Below are 18,599 nucleotides of genomic sequence, written 5' to 3' on the forward strand. Positions count from 1 at the left end.
GCCGGGCCGCGGCCGTTGCGGATCCCGCCGGGACACACCCGGTCAGGAGGCATCGGGCTGCGGAGCCTGCTGCTCCCCGGCGGCGTCCGGGCCGGTCTGCCCACCCTGGCCCTGGCCGTCGGCCGAACCGCCGTCGCTGCCGCCGGTATCGCCGCCACCGTCGGAGGAGTGACCCGGAGACGGCCCGGTCGACGGGGACGTCCCGGGGTCCGGCGAGCTCTTGCCGCCGTCGGACGGGGTCGGCGTCGGCGACTGTGCACCGCGGCCGGACTCGCCGCCGGTGCCGGCGGAGCCGCTGGGGTCCGGGGACGGCCCGCCGGTACGGCCGTGCGTGTCGTTGCCGGTGGAGCGGCCCGGACCGGGCGCCTTGGGGCCGCTGGGCTGATGGCGCCCGCCGCTGCTGATGAGGTTGCTCAGCGTGGTGCCCTTCCGGCCGTCCGGGGTCTGCTGGGTGACCAGCTCCGTAGCGGTGACACCGCCCATCGCGAGCACGAAGACGGCGAGCGCGCCGAGCGCCGGCCGCTTCCAGCCGCGCAGCCGGGTGCCGTACGTCGTGGTGCTGACTTCCTCGGGCCGCCCGCCGCCGGCCCGCTCGTCCAGCCGCGGCACCAGCTGCGTCCGGTCGGCGGACCGGCCGCGGCGGTAGGCCTGGGCGGCCTGCGGGAGCGGTCGGGTGCGGTCCGTGGCGGGACCGGTGGTCCGGGCGGCGACGGCGGTGACGTCGTCCTGCGCGCCCTGTCTGTCGAAGGTCGGCAGCACCATCGTGCGCTGGGCACGGGCCACCGTCCCGGTGGTGGATCGAGGGTCGGTGGAAGGAAAGCGGCGCGGCTTCGGCCGGGTGGTGACCGTTGCTTCCTTGATCTGCTCGCCGGTGCGCCGGAAGAGATGCTGGAATATCGAGCCGCCGGTCGTGGCCACGACACTGACCAGACCCGCGCCGATGATGGTTCCGTAGACGCCGAGCTGCCCCGCCAGATACGCGGCGACGGCCGCCGCGAGAGCACTGCCCGCGACCTGGGCAACGCTCAGGTCGATCCGCTTCTCCTTCTTCTTCCTGTCGGTTTCGGTTTCTTCGTCCATCTCCAACCTTTGATAGCCCCTTCCTTCCACCTTGCATGGAGAAGTGACCTTTTGGCGAAGGCGATGGTTCCGATTCTGGAGATTGTGTGAACCTCACCACCTGTGACCACCGGTCACGGCGGTAGAGAGATCGACAAGGCGACCCGACTCGACTTCCGCACCACAACTTCAGCGGCGCGGCGGTCCACTTCGGTGGCCCAAATGGAGTACTGTGGCGAGCCCTGGCCCGGGATCCCGTCCGGCTGCCCGGATCCGCGGGACGGGGCCCTGAAGACGGCACTCGGCCCGGGGCGCCGTCGCTCGGTACGGGTGATCGGTCACCGGGCACGCGGCATGGTCACCGAGCGTTACGACGCAAACCGGTAACCATGCCATAACGGCGTATCTTGGCCAAGCCTCGACACGCCGGGCAACTCGGCAATGTTGTGGCAGGCTGCACCCGGGCAGGCCACACTCGACTAGCGGAAGCAGCGACGCACGTGACGTCGGCAGGCACCACCCGGGAGGTCCCCATGCCCGAACTGCGTGTCGTGGCCGTCTCCAACGACGGCACACGGCTGGTGCTCAAAGCTGCGGACAGCACCGAGTACACGCTTCCGATCGACGAGCGGCTGCGCGCCGCGGTCCGCAACGACCGCGCCCGCCTGGGCCAGATCGAGATCGAGGTCGAGAGCCACCTGCGGCCGCGGGACATCCAGGCGCGGATACGTGCCGGGTCCTCCGCGGAAGAGGTCGCCCAGCTGGCCGGTATCCCCGTCGACCGGGTCCGCCGCTTCGAGGGCCCCGTCCTGGCGGAGCGCGCGTTCATGGCCGAGCGGGCCCGTAAGACTCCCGTACGGCGTCCCGGCGAGAACACCGGCCCGCAGCTCGGTGAGGCGGTCGCGGAGCGGCTGCTGCTGCGCGGCGCCGACAAGGACAGCGTCCAGTGGGACTCCTGGCGCCGGGACGACGGCACCTGGGAGGTGCTGCTGGTCTACCGCGTCGCCGCCGAGCCGCACTCCGCGACCTGGACGTACGACCCGCCACGCCGGCTGGTGCAGGCCGTGGACGACGAGGCGCGGGCGCTGATCGGCGAGGCCGACGACACGCCCGAGCCGAGCTTCCCGTTCGTACCGCGTATCGCGCGGCTGCCGCGCGACCGGCCGCTGGACCGCGCCCTGGACCGCCAGATGCCGGACCGCGGCGAGCGGTCCGAACGGGCCGAGCGGGCGGCGCAGTCGGGCGGCGAGGACGGCGGGCCGCGGGTCGCCGAGGAGGCCACCGGCGAGCGCGACCGCGAGCGGGACTCGCTGACCAGCCTCCTGGAGGCGGTGCCGAGCTTCCGTGGCGACATGGTCGTACCGGAGACCGCCAAGGCGCCGCAGGGCGAGGAGGAGGCGGAGGAAGAGCTGGAGGAGCCGGCCGCCCCGGCAGCGAGCGCGGGCGCGGGTTCCGCGTACGCCGATGTGCTGATGCCGCGGGCCGTGGCCGGGCATCGTGACCGGCTGACGGGGACCACGGACCGGCAGGCCGAGGCGGACGGCGTACGACCGGGCCGCCGGGCCGCGGTGCCCAGCTGGGACGAGATCGTCTTCGGCACCCGGCGCAAGAAGCCGGAGTAACGCCGCACGCCGTTGCGCAGGCGCCCGCCCCCGGCCCCGGGGGCGGGCGCCTGCGCGTGTCGGGAGCCGTACGGACCTCGGCGGGGCTCAGCCCGGCTGGGGGCCGGTGGCCACCGGGCGGGACGGGTCGCCCGACCATTCGCTCCAGGAACCGACGTACAGCGCGGCGGGGATGCCGGCCACGGCGAGGGCGAGCACCTGGTGGGCGGCGGAGACACCGGAACCGCAGTACACCCCGACCTCGGCGTCCTCGGTGGCGCCCAGTGACGCGAACCGCTTGGCCAGTTCGACGGCGTCGCGGAAGGTGGTGCCGCCGTCCACGACGTTCTCGGTCGTCGGGGCGGACACGGCGCCGGGGATATGGCCGGCGACGCGGTCGATGGGCTCCACCTCGCCGCGGTAGCGCTCGGCGGCCCGCGCGTCCAGGAGGACGCCCCGGCGCGCCAGAGCGGCGGCGTCGTCCGCCGTCAGCAGCGGCAGCGCCCCCGGGACGGGTGTGAAGTCACCGGACTGCGGAGTCACTTTGTCGACACTCATGGCACCGCCGGACGCCTGCCAGGCGGCGAGGCCGCCGTCGAGTACGCGGACGTCCGGATGACCCGACCAGCGCAACAGCCACCAGGCGCGTGCCGCGGCCCAGCCCTGACCGCCGTCGTAGGTGACCACCGGGCGGTCCGCGCGGACCCCGGCCGCCCGCATGGCCCCGGCGAAAACCGCCGGGTCGGGCAGCGGGTGGCGGCCTGCCGGACCGGGCGGGCCGGCCAGCTCACCGTCGAGGTCGACATAGACCGCACCGGGCAGGTGTCCGGCCTCGTACTGCGGGCGGCCGGGCGGGCCGCCGAGCTGGTAACGGACGTCGAGGAGCACCGGGGCGGCGGGCCCCGTCAACTCGCTCGCGAGTTCGGTAGCGGTGATGATGGCATTCATGGGACTCATCCTTGCGTAGCGACAGCTACGTAGAGAAGGCAGCGGCCCACCCTCCGTATGGCGGAGTTGGGCGAGTTGACGCCCCCAACGAACCGGATCCCGGCCAGCAAAACGGGCATTCTCCCCCGCGAACGCGCCAAGGACGGCGCGGCCGGGGCGCACAGCAGGTCACAGGGTGCGAGCATCTGCTCGGGCCCCGCGCCCGTCCCCCATGGCCACCATCCCGAGGCTCCGAGGAGTAAGTGACGATGACGACCGAGGCAGCGACTCGGCGGATGCCCGGCGCGCCCTGCTGGGTGAGCCTTCTGGCACACAGCCTGTCCGCGACGCAGGAGTTCTACGGCGCGCTCTTCGGCTGGGAGTTCCGTCCGGGACCGCAGCACTTCGGTCCGTACGCCCGGGCCTTCCTGGACGGGCGGGAGGTGGCCGGGGTCGGCGAACTGGCGCCCGACCGCCATCTTCCCGTCGCCTGGACCACCTATCTGGCGAGCGAGGACGCCGATGCCACCGCCGACCAGATCCGCTCCTGCGGCGGGACGGTGGCCGTCGGACCGCTGGACGCGGACGACGACGCGGGGCGGATGGCGATCGGTTCCGACCCCCAGGGCGCGATCTTCGGCATCTGGCAGGGCCGGTCGATGATGGGCACCGCGGTCAGCGGCGAGCCGGGCACCCCGGTGTGGAACGAACTGGTCACCCAGGAGACCAGCGTGGTGGAGCCGTTCTACGAACGGGTCTTCGGGTTCGAGGCGGAGCCCGTGGGTTCCGCCGACTTCGACTATCTGACCCTGCACATCAAGGGCCATCCGGTGGCCGGTATCCACGGGGTGGGCAACGGCCCGCTGCGGGACCGCGGCCCGTACTGGATGACGTACTTCGCGGTCTCGGACACCGACGCGGCGGTGCGCCGGGTCACCGGGCTGGGCGGGCGGGTGCTGCAGCCGGCGCAGGACTCCGTGCACGGCAGGCTGGCGACGGTCGCCGACAGTGAAGGCGCCTCGTTCACGATCATCCAGAAGCGCTGACGGACCACACCGTCAGGGCGCGGTCCCTCGCGCTGCGTCGACCGGCAGGACGTCCGGGGAGAACGCGGCCGCACGGGCCGGTGGCGGAGGTCTGCCGACGGCGGTGATGACGCCGGCACAGCACCTCGTAGCCCACCTCGGCCTGGGGGCGCGCCACATCGTCACCGGCATCACCGACCACATCGCCGACGACGACCCCCGCACCCTCCACGACCATCCGGCCGTCGACGGTACGGGCATTGTGCGTGGCCCGGGCACCGCACCAGCGCAGCGCATCGACCTGCAACACCTCTACCCGGTCGGCGAGTTCCACCGGCCGCTGCGAGCCAGGGAAGAGCTTGCTGCGGACGTCGGTGGTGCTGCCGGACGCGAAGACATCGAGGCCGAGGTCGTCCACGACGCGGGCGAGCTGGTCGATCCGTTCGGGGGCGAGGAACTGCGCCTCGTCGGCGATGACGTAGTCGACCCGGCCGCCGGAGGAGAGCCGGCTGCATATCAGGCCCTGCAGTCCGCGGGCCGAGCGGTTGTGCTCGATCTGCAGAGCGAGGGGCCTTTTGCTTGAGTGTTCGCCATGTCCGGGTGGGCCTTCTGCGGCTCTCGGCAGAAACTGACAACTCCATCGCGACCCCACGGTGTTGCTGCACCTGACGCAAGAACGGCCTGCGGGTCATCTCGGCCGAGCTCGGACCTCCGCCGAGTGCGTACGCGGTGAGCTCCGGCGCGCTGAAGGGGGGTTGGGCAGCGGTCGTCCGCACCGGGGCACGAACGGGCCGGGTACCGCCCGGGCGGTACCGGGGAGCCCGTCCGCCCGCGTTCGCTCACGGTCACCGGCACTTGTGGTGGCGGCACTTGGGGCTCGTGATCGGGGCGTCCGGCGTGGGCGCGGGAGTGAGGGTCCCGCCCTTGCCGTTCTTGCCTGTTCTGTCGGTCCGGCCGGCCTTTCCGCCCTTGTTGGCGGGGGTGGTGGTCGGGGAGGGCTTGGGGGCGCCCGGTTCGTCGGTGCCGTGGCCGAGGGGGACGGGGGCGGGGAAGGGCGCGTCGGGGAGGCCGGCGAGGGCGTCGGTCATGTACTGGGTCCAGATTTCGGTGGGGATGTCGCCGCCGAACACCTTTTGCAGGCCGCCGACGCCCACCAGGGACTGGAGCTGGGGGTGGGCCGCGTCCTCGCGGAAGAGGACCACGGAGGTGGCCAGTTGGGGGGTGTAGCCGACGAACCAGGCCGAATGGTAGTCGTCGGTGGTACCGGTCTTGCCCGCGGCTGTCCTGCCGAGGGCCTTGGCCTTGGTGCCGGTGCCCCGGGCTATGACGCCCCGGAGGACGTCGGTCACGTTGTCGGCGACGGCCGTCGGCAGCGCCCGTACGGGGGCGGGGGCGGTGAAGCCGGGGAGTGGGGAGCCGTTGTGGGTCACCTTGGTCACCGAGTAGGGGGTGGCCCGCATACCGGAGGCGGCGAAGGTCGAGTAGGCGCCTGCCATGCGAATGGCGCTCGGCGTCGAGGTACCGATGTAGAAGCCGGCGCTGGGGGCGGCGAGGCTGCTGTGGCGCAAGCCGAGGGCTTGCGCCGTCCCGGCCACGTTCCGGTAGCCGACGTCCTCTCCCAGTTGCACGTACGGCGTGTTGACCGACTGCTCCATCGCCTTGCGCAGAGAGATGTGGCCCCAGCGCCGGGGGGTGTCGTTGTGCTGGTGGAGGAGGCCGGTGGGGTCCTTGTCGTCGGTGACGTCATTGCCCTGTTGGTCCTTGATCTTGATGCCGTCGTCACCGTTGAACTTGCTGGCCGGGGTGATCCGCGCCGGGGGCTCGCCGGGTTTCAGTACGGCCTGGTGCTGGAGCGCGGCGGCCAGGACGATGGGTTTGAACGTCGAGCCCACCGGGACGCCAGAGGTGTCGGCGTTGTCCGAGTAGTGGGCGTGGGCGTAGCCGGAGCCGCCGTAGACGGCGAGGATCCTGCCGGTCGTGGGATCGACCGAGGCGGCTCCGACCTGGACGTCCCGGTCGGCCGACCGGTGGGCGGGGTCGAGGCGTTGCGCGCGGACCTTGGCGACGGCCCTGGCCAGCTTCGCGGTCCGTTTCCTGTCGAAGGTGGTGTGTATCTGGTAGCCGCCCCTGCTCAGGCTGCTGTCGGTGATGCTCGGGTCGTGTGCCTGGGCGTACGACCGGGCGAGCTGGACCAGGGCGGTCTGGCCCGGGAGGCCCGAGCCGAGGGTCCACTTCCTGGGTGCCGGGAATCCCGCGGCCGCGTACCGTGCCCGCTGCCCCGGCGTCAGCTTGCCGATCTTCACCATCCGGTCGAGCACCCAGGACCAGCGTGCCCGCGCCTTTGCCCTGGCCGTGGGGTCCGAGTCCGCGTGCTGGATGAGGCTCGGCTCGTTGACCGCCGCGGCGAGGAAGGCTCCCTGGCTCGCGTCGAGTTTCTGCACCGGAAGGCCGTAGTACATGCGGGCCGCGGCCTGGATGCCGTTGGCCTGCCGGCCGAAGAAGCAGGTGTTCAGATACCCCTGAAGGATCTGCTGCTTGCTCATGGCGGCGCCGATCTTGGTGGAGATCAGCAGTTCCTTGATCTTCCGCGAGACCGTCTGCGACGGGTCCAGGTAGGTGTTCTTGACGAACTGCTGGGTGATCGTCGACCCGGACTGCACAGTGCCGCCCTCGGCCATGTGGGCGACGGCGCGGAGGATGCCCTGCGGGTCGATGCCCGGGTCGGTGTAGAAGGAGGCGTTCTCCGCGGCGATGAAGTCCCACCGCACGTCGGCGGGGACCTGTGAGAGCGGGACGTTCTGCCGGTTGACGCTGCCGTCGGTCGCCAGGACCCTGCCGTCCGACCAGTAGTAGACGTTGTTCTGCAGCAGTGTCGAGGGGTTGGGGTCGGGGATGGTGACCGTGGCGTAGGCATAGCCGACGGCCGCCGCCGTGCCGCCGAAGAAGAACAGGAAGAGCGCCAGCAGTTGACGTATCGACGGCAGCCAGCGGCGCGGGCCCGTCCTGCCCCGGTGCGGGTAGTCGATCCACCGTCTCTTCTCCGGCCTCTTCTCCGGCGCCGTTCTCCGGGCACGGCGTGACGTGCCCGGTCCGGGGGGCCGGTGCCGCGAGGGGCGGTGGCCCGTGGTGCGGACATCCTCAGCAGGCGTGCCGCCACGGGACTGCTGCGACGGTCGGCGCCGGTGTCCGCTCATGGGCTCGGATCACTGTCCTCTCGGTACAACTCGGTATAACTCGGTACGACTGAGTACGACTCGGTACGGCCCAGGACGGCTCAGTACGGCTCAGTACGACTGCGGTGTCTCGTGCGGTGCGGGCTGCCGGAAATCGTTGTGGGGTGGGGGCTGCCAGTAACCGTTGTGAGGTGGGGGCTGCGGAAGGCCGTCGTGCGGTTCCGGCTGGTGGAAGTCGGCGTACGGCGCCGGCTGCGGCAAGGTGTCGTACGGCGCCGGGTGCGGCAAGGCGTCGTACGGCGCCGGGTGCGGCAAGGCGTCGTACGGCGCCGGGTGCGGGGAGCCGGGATCCTGCGGAGGCAGGTCATGGCCGGGCGCCTCCGCGCCCACCGGGGCCCGGAGGCTGCCGTACCGCTCCATGCGCTGCCATCTCAGGCGGGAGCCCGAAACGGCGGTGAAGACGGACTGGATCACCACCAGGTACATCAGCTGCCGGTAGACGAACTGCTGCAACGGCAGGCTCCACAGCGGACCGGGCCGTTCCCCGTCCAGGCGGAACGCGTACCGGCCCATCAGGAGTTGCAGCAGCAGGAAAGCCAGCCAGAGCCCGATGATCCGGACCGGGTCGAGGAAGAGCAGCCCGTACAGGGCGAAGATGTCCACGACGGGGGCGAGCAGGGGCAGCAGGACCTGGAAGAGGAGGAGGTAGACCAGGCCGCGGCGGCCGAGTTTCCCGGCGGCGCCGCGCTGCACCAAGGCGCCGCGGTGCTTCCACATCGCTTGCAGGGTCCCGTAGCACCAGCGGTACCGCTGCCGCCACAGGGCGTTCAGTGACGCGGGCGCCTCCGTCCAGGCCACCGCGCCCTCCTCGTAGACCACACGCCAGCCGGCGCGGCACAGCGCCATGGTGAGGTCGGTGTCCTCGGCGAGGGTGACGTCGCTGACGCCGCCGAGGGCGAGCAGCGCCCGGCGGCGGAACGCGCCGACCGCCCCCGGGACGGTCGGCATGCACTCGGCGAGGTCGAACAGGCGGCGGTCGAGGTTGAAGCCGACCACGTACTCGATGTGCTGCCAGCGGCCCAGCAGGCCACCGCGGTTGACGACCTTGGCGTTGCCCGAGACGCCGCCCACCCGAGGGTCGGCGAAGGGCTGCACGATAGTGCGGACGGTGTCGGATTCGAAGACCGTGTCGCCGTCGACCATGACCACCAGCTCGCACGAGGCGGCGGCGAGTCCCGTGTTGAGCGCGGCGGGCTTGCCCGCGTTCTGCTGCCGGATCACCCGCACCCCCGGCAGGTGAAGCGACTCCACCAGGTCGGCGGTGCCATCGGTGGAACCGTCGTCCACCACGATGATCTCCACCGGATGGTCCGAAGCGAGCAGTGAGCGCACGGCCGCCTCGATCCCGGCGCTCTCGTTGTACGCGGGGACGATGACGCTGACCGGTTCGGTCACCGGCGGCCCCCAGGACCGGCCGCGGAGCCCCGTCCGCAGCCGCCGGTGCCGGCGGGCCGCGATCAGCACGACCGCCGCGCGCAGCACGCTGATCGCTCCGGCCGCGCACATCAGCACGCCGAGCAGCCACACGGTCCAGTCGCCGGCCTGGAGCAGCTCGATGAGGGCCACGCCCTGCAGATGGTCGCCGGGCCCGGCGGGCCGGACCGACGCGGCCATGCCGACCGAGGCTCCGACCGTGGCGAACCGGAAGCCCTGCGCCTTGAGCCGTGGGATCAGGGCGCTCAGCGCGGTGGCGGTCTGTGACCGGTCACCGCCGCCGTCGTGCATCAGCACGATCTGCCCGGCGTGGCCGTGGGGTGTGGCATGGGCGAGGACGCGGTGCACACCGGGCCGCTGCCAGTCCTCGGCGTCCCGTGTGGAGAGCACCGTGACATAGCCTTCCGTGTCCGCCTGCTTGAGGACGGACCAGTCGGCATCGTCCAGCGCGTCGTTCTGCGAGGAGTACGGCGGCCTGAGCAGTGCGGTGGTGACCCCCGCGGCGCCCGCCACCGCCAGCCAGCTGCGTCTCCCGCAGCTCCAGGGAACGCTGCCAGGGAGCGATGCGGGCCAGGTCAGGATGGGTGAAGGTGTGGATGCCGATCTGGTGGCCCTCGGCGACGATCCGGCGGACCAGCTCCGGGTGGGCCACGACCTGCGTTCCGACGACGAAGAACGTCGCGTGCACACGGTTGCGGCGCAGTACGTCCAGGATGCGCGGCGTCCAGACGGGGTCGGGGCCGTCGTCGAAGGTGAGGGCGATGGTGCGGTCCCTGACCCGGGCGGTGTGCGCGGAGGTGGCGGCGTCCGCGATCACGGGGCCGCCGTGGGTCACCTGACGGGGGACCGCCTCGTTCCGTCCCCGGGCCCCGGTCACGGCGTCCGAGGTGATCCGGAACATGTGGTGGGTGTACCCCTGGAGCAGGAGGGCCGTCGACAGGGTCACCGCGAGCACGCTCAGCAGGAGCCAGTGGGCACGGGGTCTGAGCCGGCGGGTGCGGCCGTGGCGGCGGGCGGGAGCGTTGGGGTGTCGGCGGTCGGTCACGTCAGAGCCTTGGATCACTTCACGCGCTTGTGGGACGAGCCGAGACCGCGCCCCTTGGAGGAGTGGGCGGGGGCGGCGGTCGTGGGGGGCCCGGATGGGGCCGCAGGGTCGGCGGAGGCTGTCGGCCGGCCGGTGGGGCCGGGGGTCGGTTGCGCCGCGGTGCCGGAGTTCTTCTGCGCCGCGGTGGGGCTCGCGCTCCGCGGCGAGCGTCCGGTGCCGGACGAGGGGTCGGGTGCGGTCGCCCTGGGTCTGGCCGAGTGCGCGGAGTCCGCGTGCGGGACGAACGGAGAGCTGATGTCGGGGCCGCCCAGCATCGTGCTGATCAGCACGGCGACATAGCCGCCGGCGGGGATCACCAGCAGCCGGGCGGCGCGGAGCACGCGGCGCTGGCGTCGCCCCGAGGAATCGACGAAGACGGGCCGTGCCGACTCGCTCTGGGGCGTGTCAGGTTCTGGCACGGGGTGGCCGGGCGCGTCGAACACCGGGAGCTGCGCTGTGTCGGATACCGGGTGCTGCTGCGTGCCGACCGCCGGGAACTGCTCTGTATCGAACACCGGGAGCTGCGCGGTGAGGACGTCACCGTGCGGGCAGTCCCCTGCCGTCGTGGCCTGCCCCGTCGGGTGCGCCCACTGCGCGGGCGCCACCCCGTTCCAGGCCGGCGAGGCCGTGTCGGTGGTGACGCCCGCGACGCCCCCTCCGTACTCGTGGCCGTAGGCGTACTCCTGGCCATAGGCGGACTCGTGGCCGTAGGCATAGGTGTAGCCGGCGCCGCCGTACGGATCCTCGCCGTACACCGCTCCGCTTCCGTCCGTCCACCTCACGAGTCGTGTCTCCTCTCCCGGCCGACCGACGCGGTCGCCCGCATGAAGAGAGCGCACTCGGCCGGAAGTGTTACACCCAGCCCCGCACGGGACGGACAGAGCCTCCGGAAAGGGGCGATCCAGACAGGTTCGTGCGGGGCGGCCGGGAGCCCGTGCGGTGGGGCTCCCGGCCGCCCGTCCCTCTCCCAGCCGCTCGCAGGGGGGAGTCAGCAGCAGCCCGGAGAGAGGTCCGGCGGTGCCGGCATCCGGCAGGTGTTCGCCCTCAGCCTGCGCGGTACCGACCCCGGTACTCAGCCAGCGCATGGCCGGCGCAAAACGTCACGCTGCTTCGGCGGCCGCACGGCCTGGGCTGCGGCAGCGACGTGCAGGGCCCCTGGCCGTCGTGACACTTTTGCGAGGGCGGACGCTGTTCCTCATGGGCCGTCGTTGCCACCGGAGCGCGGCGGACGACACGGACTCGCTATGAACCCGGTGCGAACGAGGACAGTCTTGGGCCAGGTAGGGCAACCCCGGCGTGCAAAGACGTACGACGGGGAATTGGGCACAGCGGTTACGCAGGCCCAGGACGGCGACGAGGCCGCCTTCGCGGTGGCCTACCGGCTCGTGCAACCGGGCCTGCTCGGCTATCTGCACGGGCTGGTCGGCGAGGACGCGGAGGACGTGGCCTCCGACGCCTGGCTGGAGATAGCCCGCGACCTCGGACGTTTCAAGGGGGACGGGGCCGGGTTCCGCGGCTGGACCGCGGCCATCGCCCGGCACCGGGCACTGGACCATCTGCGCCGTCAGCGCGTGCGGCCCCGGGCCGGCGGGACCGAACAGGACCTGCTGAACCTGCCCGGACCGCACAACACTCATGACCAGGCTCTGGAATCCCTTTCCACGGAGCAGGCCCTGGAACTGGTCCGCGGGCTGCCGCGGGACCAGGGCGAGGCGGTGCTCCTGCGGGTCGTCGTGGGTCTGGACGGTCCCGCCGCCGCACGCGTCCTCGGCAAGCGTCCGGGAGCTGTTCGCACGGCCGCCCATCGGGGCCTGAAACGTCTCGCCCGCCAGCTGGGCGTCGGCGGCAAGGCGGACGAGGGTGTGACGGAGGGGCTTCCCGAACGCTGGGGAAGTCGGAATGAACGACGAGGGCGACAGTGGACGGCCAGAAGGCGTCGGGGTCCGGCACCTCAACGAATCGAAACGGTCGGACAAGAACGGAAGCGGACATGGGTGAACGGCTGAGCGGCGACGGAGCACCGGTCCGTCACCGGCATGGGCACCCTGACGGCAGCATGTCCGGCCCGGGGGAGGTGCATGACTCCGCGACGCTGGAAACGGTGCTGGGCGCCGCCATCCGCACACACCGTCTCGATGCCGAGGCCGAGCAGCGGGCCCTGGCCGCCTTCCGGGCCGCCGCCCACGGCGCGGACGGGCGCCGGGCACGTACCCGGCGCCGGGACGACTGGCGGCCGCGCGAGGAGCGGAGTGTCCGGCGCCCGGCACGGATGACGTTCGGCATGGTGTTCGCCGGCCTCACCCTGGGCGGTGTCGCGGTCGCGGCCGTCGGTTCGGCCGGCTCGTCCACCGGCGGCGCCGGTACCGGCCGGGGGACCGCGCACCCCTCTGCGGTCGCCCCGGGCCGGCCGGGCGGTACGGCCTCGCCGTCGCCCTCCGGCCGCCCCGGCCCCACGGACCGCCCCTCCCCCGCCCAGGACATCGAGGCCCACTGCCGCGCCTACAAGCAGGTCGAAGGGCGCGGCAAAGCACTCGATGCGACGGCCTGGCAGCGGCTCGTCGCGGCCGCCGGTGGAAAGGACAAGGTCGCCGCGTACTGCTCCGAGCAGCTGACGCGGGCGACGGGCGCGCCAAGCGGGCCGGCCGACACGGGCAGACCCGGCAACGGCGCCGCGAACGCCGGCAACGGCACCGCGGGGAACGCCGGCGCCTCCGGCAACGGCACGCCCGACGCCAACCCCAGCAGCACGCACAACGCGACCGGGAACGGCCGGGCAGGCGAGGGGAACGTCGGCGGGAAGCACCAGTAGCCCCGCGCCGGGCCCGGTCCGCGCCACGCGTCGGCAACGGCACACCGATCGGGCGCCTACCGGTAGGTGAGGGGTGGTGAGGGGCGCCCTGGCAACCGCCTCGTGAACCCGGGCGTCTGACTGGTTGACGGCAATGATCACGAGACGTATCGGGGGACCGAGGATGGCCATCACGCTGGCCGAGGAGATCATGCTGCTCTCCCTGGACGATGAGTCCGGGGTGCCGGAGCAGCGGCAGGCGGCGGGCTGGGCCGTCGCGGGCGCGATCCTGCTGGAACTGGTCCTCACCGGGAGGGCGTCCGTCGAGGGCAAGTACCTCGAACTGACAGACAGGACGCCGACCGGTGAGCCGTTGCTCGACGGCCGAATGGCGCTGCTCGACGCCTGGCTGCGCGGCCGCGAGAAGCGCCGGGTAACGGACTGGCTGACCAAGGACCGGGGCAAGGCCGCCAACGCGGCCGTGGAAAGCCTGTGTGCGCGCGGCGTGGTCGTCGAGCAGCAGCACAGGGCCCTCGGCCTGTTCCTGACGCGCCGCTACCGCGAGGCCGACAGCACCCCCGAGGCGGAGCTGCGTCGGCGGCTCCGGGCCGTCGTCCTGGACGGCGCCGCCCCGGATGAGCGCACGGCGGGCCTCGTCGCCCTGATCCACGCCGCCAAGCTGCACCGCCTGGCATTCCCCGATGTCCCGCGGAGGCAGGTTGCCGACCGGATGGCGGAGGTCGCGTCCGGACAGTGGGCAGCCGACAGCGTTCGTGCCGCGATCCGTAACATGCAAGGTGCCGTAGCCGCTGCTGCCGTTGCCGCCAGTGCCGCAAGCTAGGCCGTCATCCGACCCACCGGACAGCCCCTGGCGCGAGTCGCGGCCCCGGACTCCTCGTCCGGGGCCGTTGGCGTGAGCGGCACGCGGGCTGACGCAGACTCAAGGTGCTTGTCTCCCCAGCGGAACGGGCTTCCATCCTGGTCTCTCCCCGGGGGGCGAGGCCACGATCTCGGAAAGCGCACCACGACGGCCTCGGCACGACGGCGTGGGCATTCACTGCACACGTAGCTCCGCCGGTGACGGCAGAGCCGGCAGCCTGGTGACCGGGGACGCGAAGAGTCCGATCGCCACGGCGGCGGAGCCGATCGCCGCGACGGTCAGGGCGCCTTTGCCGCCGAGCGCGCCGGTCAGGAGACCGGCGGACAGGCCGCCGAGTGCGCCGCCGCCGAACAGCAGCGTCCGGAAAGCCGCGGTCATCCGCCCCATCATCGACGCGGGAGTGCTCGTCTGCCGGAGGCTGACGATGATGACATTGGCGACGCCGAGTCCCAGGTACGTGACGAAGAAGGACGCCACGCACATCGCGATCACCAGCCAGTCCGGTCCGGCGGCGGTGGCGAGTAGGCTCGGGCCGAGCAGCAGGGCCAACTGGGCCACCAGATAGCCGCGTCCGAGCCGGAACCGCTTGATCACCCGTCCGGAGATCAACGCGCCGATGAGTCCGCCCACCGAGGCCGTGGCGAAGATGCCACCGAGAACCGACGGGGCGAGATGCAGGTCATGTGTGCCGTGGAGCAGGAACATCGTCCATACGGTGATCATGGAGAAGTTGCAGCAGAACCCCACGAGCGCCAGCGCTCGCAGGATCCTGTCCCTCATGACCCAGCCGAGACCGTCCCGCAGCTCCGACCAGATGTGGCGGCGAGCGCCCTGCTCCGGACGCGGCTCGGGTGTGCGGATGAGCAGCAGGGAGATCACGGAGACCAGGTACGAGAAGGCGTCCACGATCAGTGCCGCCGGTGCGGTCAGCGCCGACACCAGGATGCCTGCCAGACCGGGCCCCGCCACATCCGCTGTGGAGGAGCTGACGCCCGTCTTCGCGCTCGCCTCTACATAGTGACCGGGGTCGCGGACCAGGGTGGGGACGTACGACATCCAGCTCACGTCGAACAGCACCGACGCGACACCGACGGCGCAGGCGATGACCGTCAGGGTGACCATGCCGAGGGCGTCCGCCCAGTACAGGACGGGAACCAGCGCCAGCAGGACCATCCGGACCAGGTTCGCGGCGAGCATGACCCTGCGCCTGCGGACCCGGTCCACCCACACCCCGAATATCAGGGCGAGGCCGAGGTAGGGGACGAGTTGCAGGAACCGCAGCAGTCCCACCTGCTCGTCGCTCGCCCCGAACGCGCGGATGGCGGTGAGGGGCAGCGCGAGGGTCGTCACCTGGGTGCCGAGCAGCGACACGGTCTCGCCCAGCCAGAACGTGAGGAAGTCCTTGTTGTGCCAGAGACTCCTGGATGAGTTTCCGGCAGCCGCCTCCGCGCCGGCCGCCGCCACCTGCGCCGATGCCATCAGTGGGTCTTCTGCCCGTGCTCGGCGAGTGCGGCGACGGTTGCGGCGACCGCGTCGACCTCTTCCTCGGTGTTGTAGTAGTGCGGTGACAGCCGGAGGCACCAGTCGACGTCCTTGTCGTTGAAGTCGTACTGCGCGAACTCCCGGAAGCTCAGGGCAGAGTTGATGCCCTTCTCGTCCAGGGCCGTCTTGAACGGCTGCGGCTGCCAGCCCTCGACTCCGAAGGTGACGAGGGCCGCCGGGGCCGGGCCGCGGTCGAGGAGCCGTATGCCGGGGATGTCTGCCAGGTGGTCGCGCAGCCGGGCCGCCAGAGCGGGCGTCCGGCGGGAGATCGGCTCCAGGCCGACCCGAAGGGCGTAGCGCACGGCCGCCGCGCAGCCGAGCAGGGTGGCGTACGGGAACTCCCACTCCTCGAACCGTGCCGCGCTGTCCACCGGCCGGTACGTGTCGGGCCCGACCCAACGGGCGCCGTACATGTCGATGAACAGGGGCTCGTAGCCCTCCTGCAGGACGCGGTCGGAGACGTAGAGGAAGCCCGAACCGCGGGGGCCGCGCAGGAACTTGCGGCATGTCCCGGTGAGCAGGTCGCAGCCGATCTCGTCCACGTCGAGCGCGTACTGCCCCACCGACTGGCAGGCGTCCACGAGGTAGAGCAGTCCCAGCTCCCGGCAGTGGCGGCCTATCTCGGCCACCGGCTGCACGAGGCCGGAATTGGTGGGCACATGCGTCGCAGCAACGAGGCGGGGGCGGCGGGACCGCATGAGCGCCGCCATGGCGGGGACGTCGACGCCGCTGCCGTCGGGGTGGTCGGGGGCGTGGACGATCTCGACGCCGAACCGTTTGCGCAGGGCGAGGAACGCGATCTGGTTGGAGATGAAGTCGTTGCGCGTGGTGAGGATGACGTCGCCGGCCCGGAAGTCGATCGCCGACAGGGCCTTGGTATACGCATGGGTCGCGCTGCCGGCGAAGGCGATGTTGCCGGGACCGGTGCCCAGGAGCTCGGCGATCGACGCGTAGAAGTCGCGGACCTGGACCTCCCGTGCGGCGGAGGCTTCGTATCCGCCGATGCCCGCCTCCAGTTGGAGGTGATCGGTCATCGCCGCGAGGACCGGGCGGGCCACCAGGCCGCAGCCCGCGTTGTTGAAGTGGATGACCGACTCGCAGCCCGGGGTGTCGGCGCGCAGCGCCGCAATCTCCGCCGCCGTGTCGAGGAGCGATTCTCCAGCGGAGAGGAAAGCGTTACTCTGTTGTCTCATGTCTGAGAGTAGCAGTACTGAGGCACTGGTAGGGATACTCCGTACGGAGATCGACCGTCTCGCGCCCGGCGACCGGCTGCCCAGCAGCCGGGAGTTGACGGGGCGTCATGGTGTCAGCCCGGTGACGGTGTCGAGGGCGTTCGCCCAACTGGCAGCCGAGGGCGAGGTGGTCACCCGCCCGGGCAGCGGCACCTACGTCGCCCCACGCCGCGCCCGCTCGGCCGGCGATACACCGGACACCTCGTGGCAGGCAGTGGCACTCGCCGGGCGTGACGTCGATCCGGGCGCCGCGGACGGCCTTTCGGATGCGGTGCCCACGGGCGCGATCGCCATGGCAGGCGGCTATCTGCACCCCTCGCTCCGCCCGGAACGGGCGTTGAGTGCGGCGCTGGCCCGCGCAGCCCGCCGCCCCGGCGCCTGGGACCGGGCACCCGCCGCGGGCCTGGCGCCGCTGCGCGCGATCTTCGCCCAAGCGGCGGGAAGCGCCGTCGGCCCGGAGGATGTGCTGGTCACCGGCGGCGGCCAGGGCGCACTGTCGATGCTGTTCCGGGCGCTGGCCGCGCCGGGCAGCCCGGTACTGGTGGAGTCGCCGACGTACCCGGGCGCGCTGGCCGCCGCCCGCGCGGCGGGGCTGCGCCCGGTGGCCGTTCCGATGGACGGCGACGGTATCCGCCCCGACCTGCTGGCCGACGCCTTCGCCGTGACCGGCGCCCGGCTGCTGTACTGCCAGCCCACCTTCCACAATCCGACCGGCACCGTGCTCGCGCCGGCGCGCCGCCGCCAAGTCGTGGACGTGGCCCGCGCCGCCGGGGCGTTCCTCGTCGAGGACGACTTCGCCCGCCACCTCGGCCACGGCGGCCCGGTGCCTCTCCCCCTGGTCGCAGACGACCGCGACGGCACGGTGGTCCAGCTGACCTCACTGACCAAGCCGGCCTCGCCGAGCCTGCGCATCGGGGCGGTGATCGCCCGTGGACCGGTGATGCGGAGACTGCAGGGGATGCGCCGGGTGGACGACTTCTTCATCGCCAGGCCGCTGCAGGAGGCGGCCGTGGAGCTGGTGAGCACCCCCGCGTGGGACCGGCATCTGCGCGCCCTTTCCACGCACCTGAGGGAACGTTGTGCGGTACTGGCCGGGACCATGGCGCGCGAACTGCCCGACTGGACTCCGACCCGGATCCCGGAAGGTGGCCTGCATCTGTGGGTCCAGCTCCCGCCCGGCCTTGAGGACTCCGGCGTCGCGGACGCGGCACGGGCCCATGGTGTGGCGGTCAACGCGGGCGCCCGCTACTTCCCGGCCGAGCAACCGGGCGCCTGTCTGAGGCTCGGTTTCGCGGCCTCGGAGAACCCCGCCGACCTCGCAGAGGGCGTCCGCCGCCTCGGCGCAGCGGCACGCGCGTGCGCTACGGCATGAGGCAGGCACACCTTGTGCCCACCGAGCGGCGCCGTGCCGCCCTCGCCTGCCAGTTCCGCCCACTCAGACAGGTTGCTGCGCGGTCCACGGAAGCCTTTTCGGTGCCCGGTTCTGTGACTCCTGCCCACGACGCGAACCTGCGGCCAAGCGCACCCGCCGACGCCGTGCCCCCTATCGCCAGATCCCGCAGATGCATCGCATCAACACATCTGCTGTTCCGGCCACCCCGTGCTCCCCGTGTTCTCGCTGTCGCTGCGGCTTGGCGCCGCATGTGGCCAAGAAGATCCGGCAGATCATGACGCGCAGGGCGGCCTCTCCGAGCAGGGGTGCCGGCGCAGGTGCGCGTGCCTGCCTCAGCCGGAGGTGACCGGCAGCACGTCCGGCGACAGCGCTGCCGCTCGTGCCGCAGCGCTGGTCATCCG

13 protein-coding genes and 2 pseudogenes are annotated in these 18,599 nt (G+C 72.2%); 6 read left to right on the forward strand and 9 right to left on the reverse strand.

Annotated elements, in window-relative coordinates; all coding sequences use genetic code 11:
- Positions 1-42: 42 nt before the first annotated feature.
- Positions 43-1,080, reverse strand: a complete 1,038-nt coding sequence (locus tag ADL29_RS33740; protein WP_053927349.1) for a hypothetical protein — start codon at positions 1,078-1,080, stop codon at positions 43-45.
- Positions 1,081-1,592: 512 nt separating this feature from the next.
- Between ADL29_RS33740 and sepH the strand changes: the two genes are divergently transcribed.
- Positions 1,593-2,681 carry a septation protein SepH gene (sepH, locus tag ADL29_RS33745; protein WP_053927350.1) on the forward strand — a complete coding sequence of 363 codons (1,089 nt, stop codon included), beginning with the start codon at positions 1,593-1,595 and terminating at the stop codon, positions 2,679-2,681.
- Between the two features lie 87 nt (positions 2,682-2,768).
- Here sepH and ADL29_RS33750 read toward each other — a convergent pair whose 3' ends face one another.
- Positions 2,769-3,608, reverse strand: coding sequence for a sulfurtransferase (locus ADL29_RS33750; RefSeq protein ID WP_053927351.1), 840 nt, complete (start codon positions 3,606-3,608; stop codon positions 2,769-2,771).
- A gap of 248 nt (positions 3,609-3,856) precedes the next feature.
- Between ADL29_RS33750 and ADL29_RS33755 the strand changes: the two genes are divergently transcribed.
- Entirely contained in the window at positions 3,857-4,633 is a 777-nt protein-coding gene (locus ADL29_RS33755) for a VOC family protein (protein WP_053927352.1), read from the forward strand.
- Positions 4,634-4,645: 12 nt separating this feature from the next.
- Here the strand turns inward: ADL29_RS33755 and ADL29_RS42015 are convergent.
- The 5 genes and pseudogenes from ADL29_RS42015 to ADL29_RS33775 form a co-directional block, all read right to left on the reverse strand.
- Positions 4,646-5,237, reverse strand: a pseudogene (locus tag ADL29_RS42015) (thymidine kinase).
- 220 nt (positions 5,238-5,457) lie between these two features.
- Positions 5,458-7,806: a transglycosylase domain-containing protein gene (locus ADL29_RS33765; protein WP_053927354.1), complete on the reverse strand. Its 2,349-nt coding sequence runs from the start codon at positions 7,804-7,806 to the stop codon at positions 5,458-5,460.
- Positions 7,807-7,896: 90 nt separating this feature from the next.
- On the reverse strand, positions 7,897-9,792 hold the full coding sequence (locus ADL29_RS33770; protein WP_342671190.1) for a bifunctional polysaccharide deacetylase/glycosyltransferase family 2 protein: 1,896 nt from the start codon (positions 9,790-9,792) through the stop codon (positions 7,897-7,899).
- 70 nt (positions 9,793-9,862) lie between these two features.
- A pseudogene (locus ADL29_RS46415) lies at positions 9,863-10,180 on the reverse strand (polysaccharide deacetylase family protein); the annotation flags it as partial.
- A 158-nt stretch (positions 10,181-10,338) separates the two neighbouring features.
- On the reverse strand, positions 10,339-11,145 hold the full coding sequence (locus tag ADL29_RS33775) for a hypothetical protein (RefSeq protein ID WP_157878643.1): 807 nt from the start codon (positions 11,143-11,145) through the stop codon (positions 10,339-10,341).
- A 489-nt stretch (positions 11,146-11,634) separates the two neighbouring features.
- Here ADL29_RS33775 and ADL29_RS33780 point away from each other — a divergent pair, with 489 nt between their 5' ends.
- The 3 genes from ADL29_RS33780 (at position 11,635) to ADL29_RS33790 (ending at position 13,992) form a co-directional block, all read left to right on the forward strand.
- Positions 11,635-12,369, forward strand: a complete 735-nt coding sequence (locus ADL29_RS33780) for an RNA polymerase sigma factor (RefSeq protein ID WP_107095156.1) — start codon at positions 11,635-11,637, stop codon at positions 12,367-12,369.
- A 50-nt stretch (positions 12,370-12,419) separates the two neighbouring features.
- Positions 12,420-13,172, forward strand: coding sequence for a hypothetical protein (locus ADL29_RS33785; RefSeq protein ID WP_245689741.1), 753 nt, complete (start codon positions 12,420-12,422; stop codon positions 13,170-13,172).
- 163 nt (positions 13,173-13,335) lie between these two features.
- On the forward strand, positions 13,336-13,992 hold the full coding sequence (locus ADL29_RS33790) for a GOLPH3/VPS74 family protein (RefSeq protein ID WP_053927357.1): 657 nt from the start codon (positions 13,336-13,338) through the stop codon (positions 13,990-13,992).
- Positions 13,993-14,205: 213 nt separating this feature from the next.
- Here the strand turns inward: ADL29_RS33790 and ADL29_RS33795 are convergent, their stop codons facing one another.
- Together ADL29_RS33795 and ADL29_RS33800 are read right to left on the reverse strand one after the other, a co-directional pair.
- Positions 14,206-15,510 (reverse strand): MFS transporter, encoded by a 1,305-nt coding sequence (locus ADL29_RS33795; RefSeq protein ID WP_053927358.1) that lies wholly within the window; start codon positions 15,508-15,510, stop codon positions 14,206-14,208.
- Positions 15,510-16,766, reverse strand: a complete 1,257-nt coding sequence (locus ADL29_RS33800; RefSeq protein WP_053927359.1) for an aminotransferase class V-fold PLP-dependent enzyme — start codon at positions 16,764-16,766, stop codon at positions 15,510-15,512. Before ADL29_RS33800 ends, ADL29_RS33795 begins: the two co-directional genes overlap by 1 nt.
- Between ADL29_RS33800 and ADL29_RS33805 the strand changes: the two genes are divergently transcribed.
- Entirely contained in the window at positions 16,765-18,177 is a 1,413-nt protein-coding gene (locus ADL29_RS33805) for an aminotransferase-like domain-containing protein (protein ID WP_053927360.1), read from the forward strand. The two genes, ADL29_RS33800 and ADL29_RS33805, sit on opposite strands and share 2 nt — an antisense overlap.
- Positions 18,178-18,599: the final 422 nt, after the last annotated feature.

The sequence above is a fragment of the Streptomyces chattanoogensis genome, from assembly GCF_001294335.1.
Classification (GTDB): domain Bacteria; phylum Actinomycetota; class Actinomycetes; order Streptomycetales; family Streptomycetaceae; genus Streptomyces; species Streptomyces chattanoogensis.

Coding starts and splice junctions, on each gene's coding strand:
- ADL29_RS33740 (WP_053927349.1), bottom strand. CDS start 1,080: ATGGACGAAGAAACCGAAACCGACAGGAAGAAGAAGGAGAAGCGGATC.
- sepH (WP_053927350.1), top strand. CDS start 1,593: ATGCCCGAACTGCGTGTCGTGGCCGTCTCCAACGACGGCACACGGCTG.
- ADL29_RS33750 (WP_053927351.1), bottom strand. CDS start 3,608: ATGAATGCCATCATCACCGCTACCGAACTCGCGAGCGAGTTGACGGGG.
- ADL29_RS33755 (WP_053927352.1), top strand. CDS start 3,857: ATGACGACCGAGGCAGCGACTCGGCGGATGCCCGGCGCGCCCTGCTGG.
- ADL29_RS33765 (WP_053927354.1), bottom strand. CDS start 7,806: ATGAGCGGACACCGGCGCCGACCGTCGCAGCAGTCCCGTGGCGGCACG.
- ADL29_RS33785 (WP_245689741.1), top strand. CDS start 12,420: ATGTCCGGCCCGGGGGAGGTGCATGACTCCGCGACGCTGGAAACGGTG.
- ADL29_RS33790 (WP_053927357.1), top strand. CDS start 13,336: ATGGCCATCACGCTGGCCGAGGAGATCATGCTGCTCTCCCTGGACGAT.
- ADL29_RS33795 (WP_053927358.1), bottom strand. CDS start 15,510: ATGGCATCGGCGCAGGTGGCGGCGGCCGGCGCGGAGGCGGCTGCCGGA.
- ADL29_RS33805 (WP_053927360.1), top strand. CDS start 16,765: ATGTCTGAGAGTAGCAGTACTGAGGCACTGGTAGGGATACTCCGTACG.
- ADL29_RS33800 (WP_053927359.1), bottom strand. CDS start 16,766: ATGAGACAACAGAGTAACGCTTTCCTCTCCGCTGGAGAATCGCTCCTC.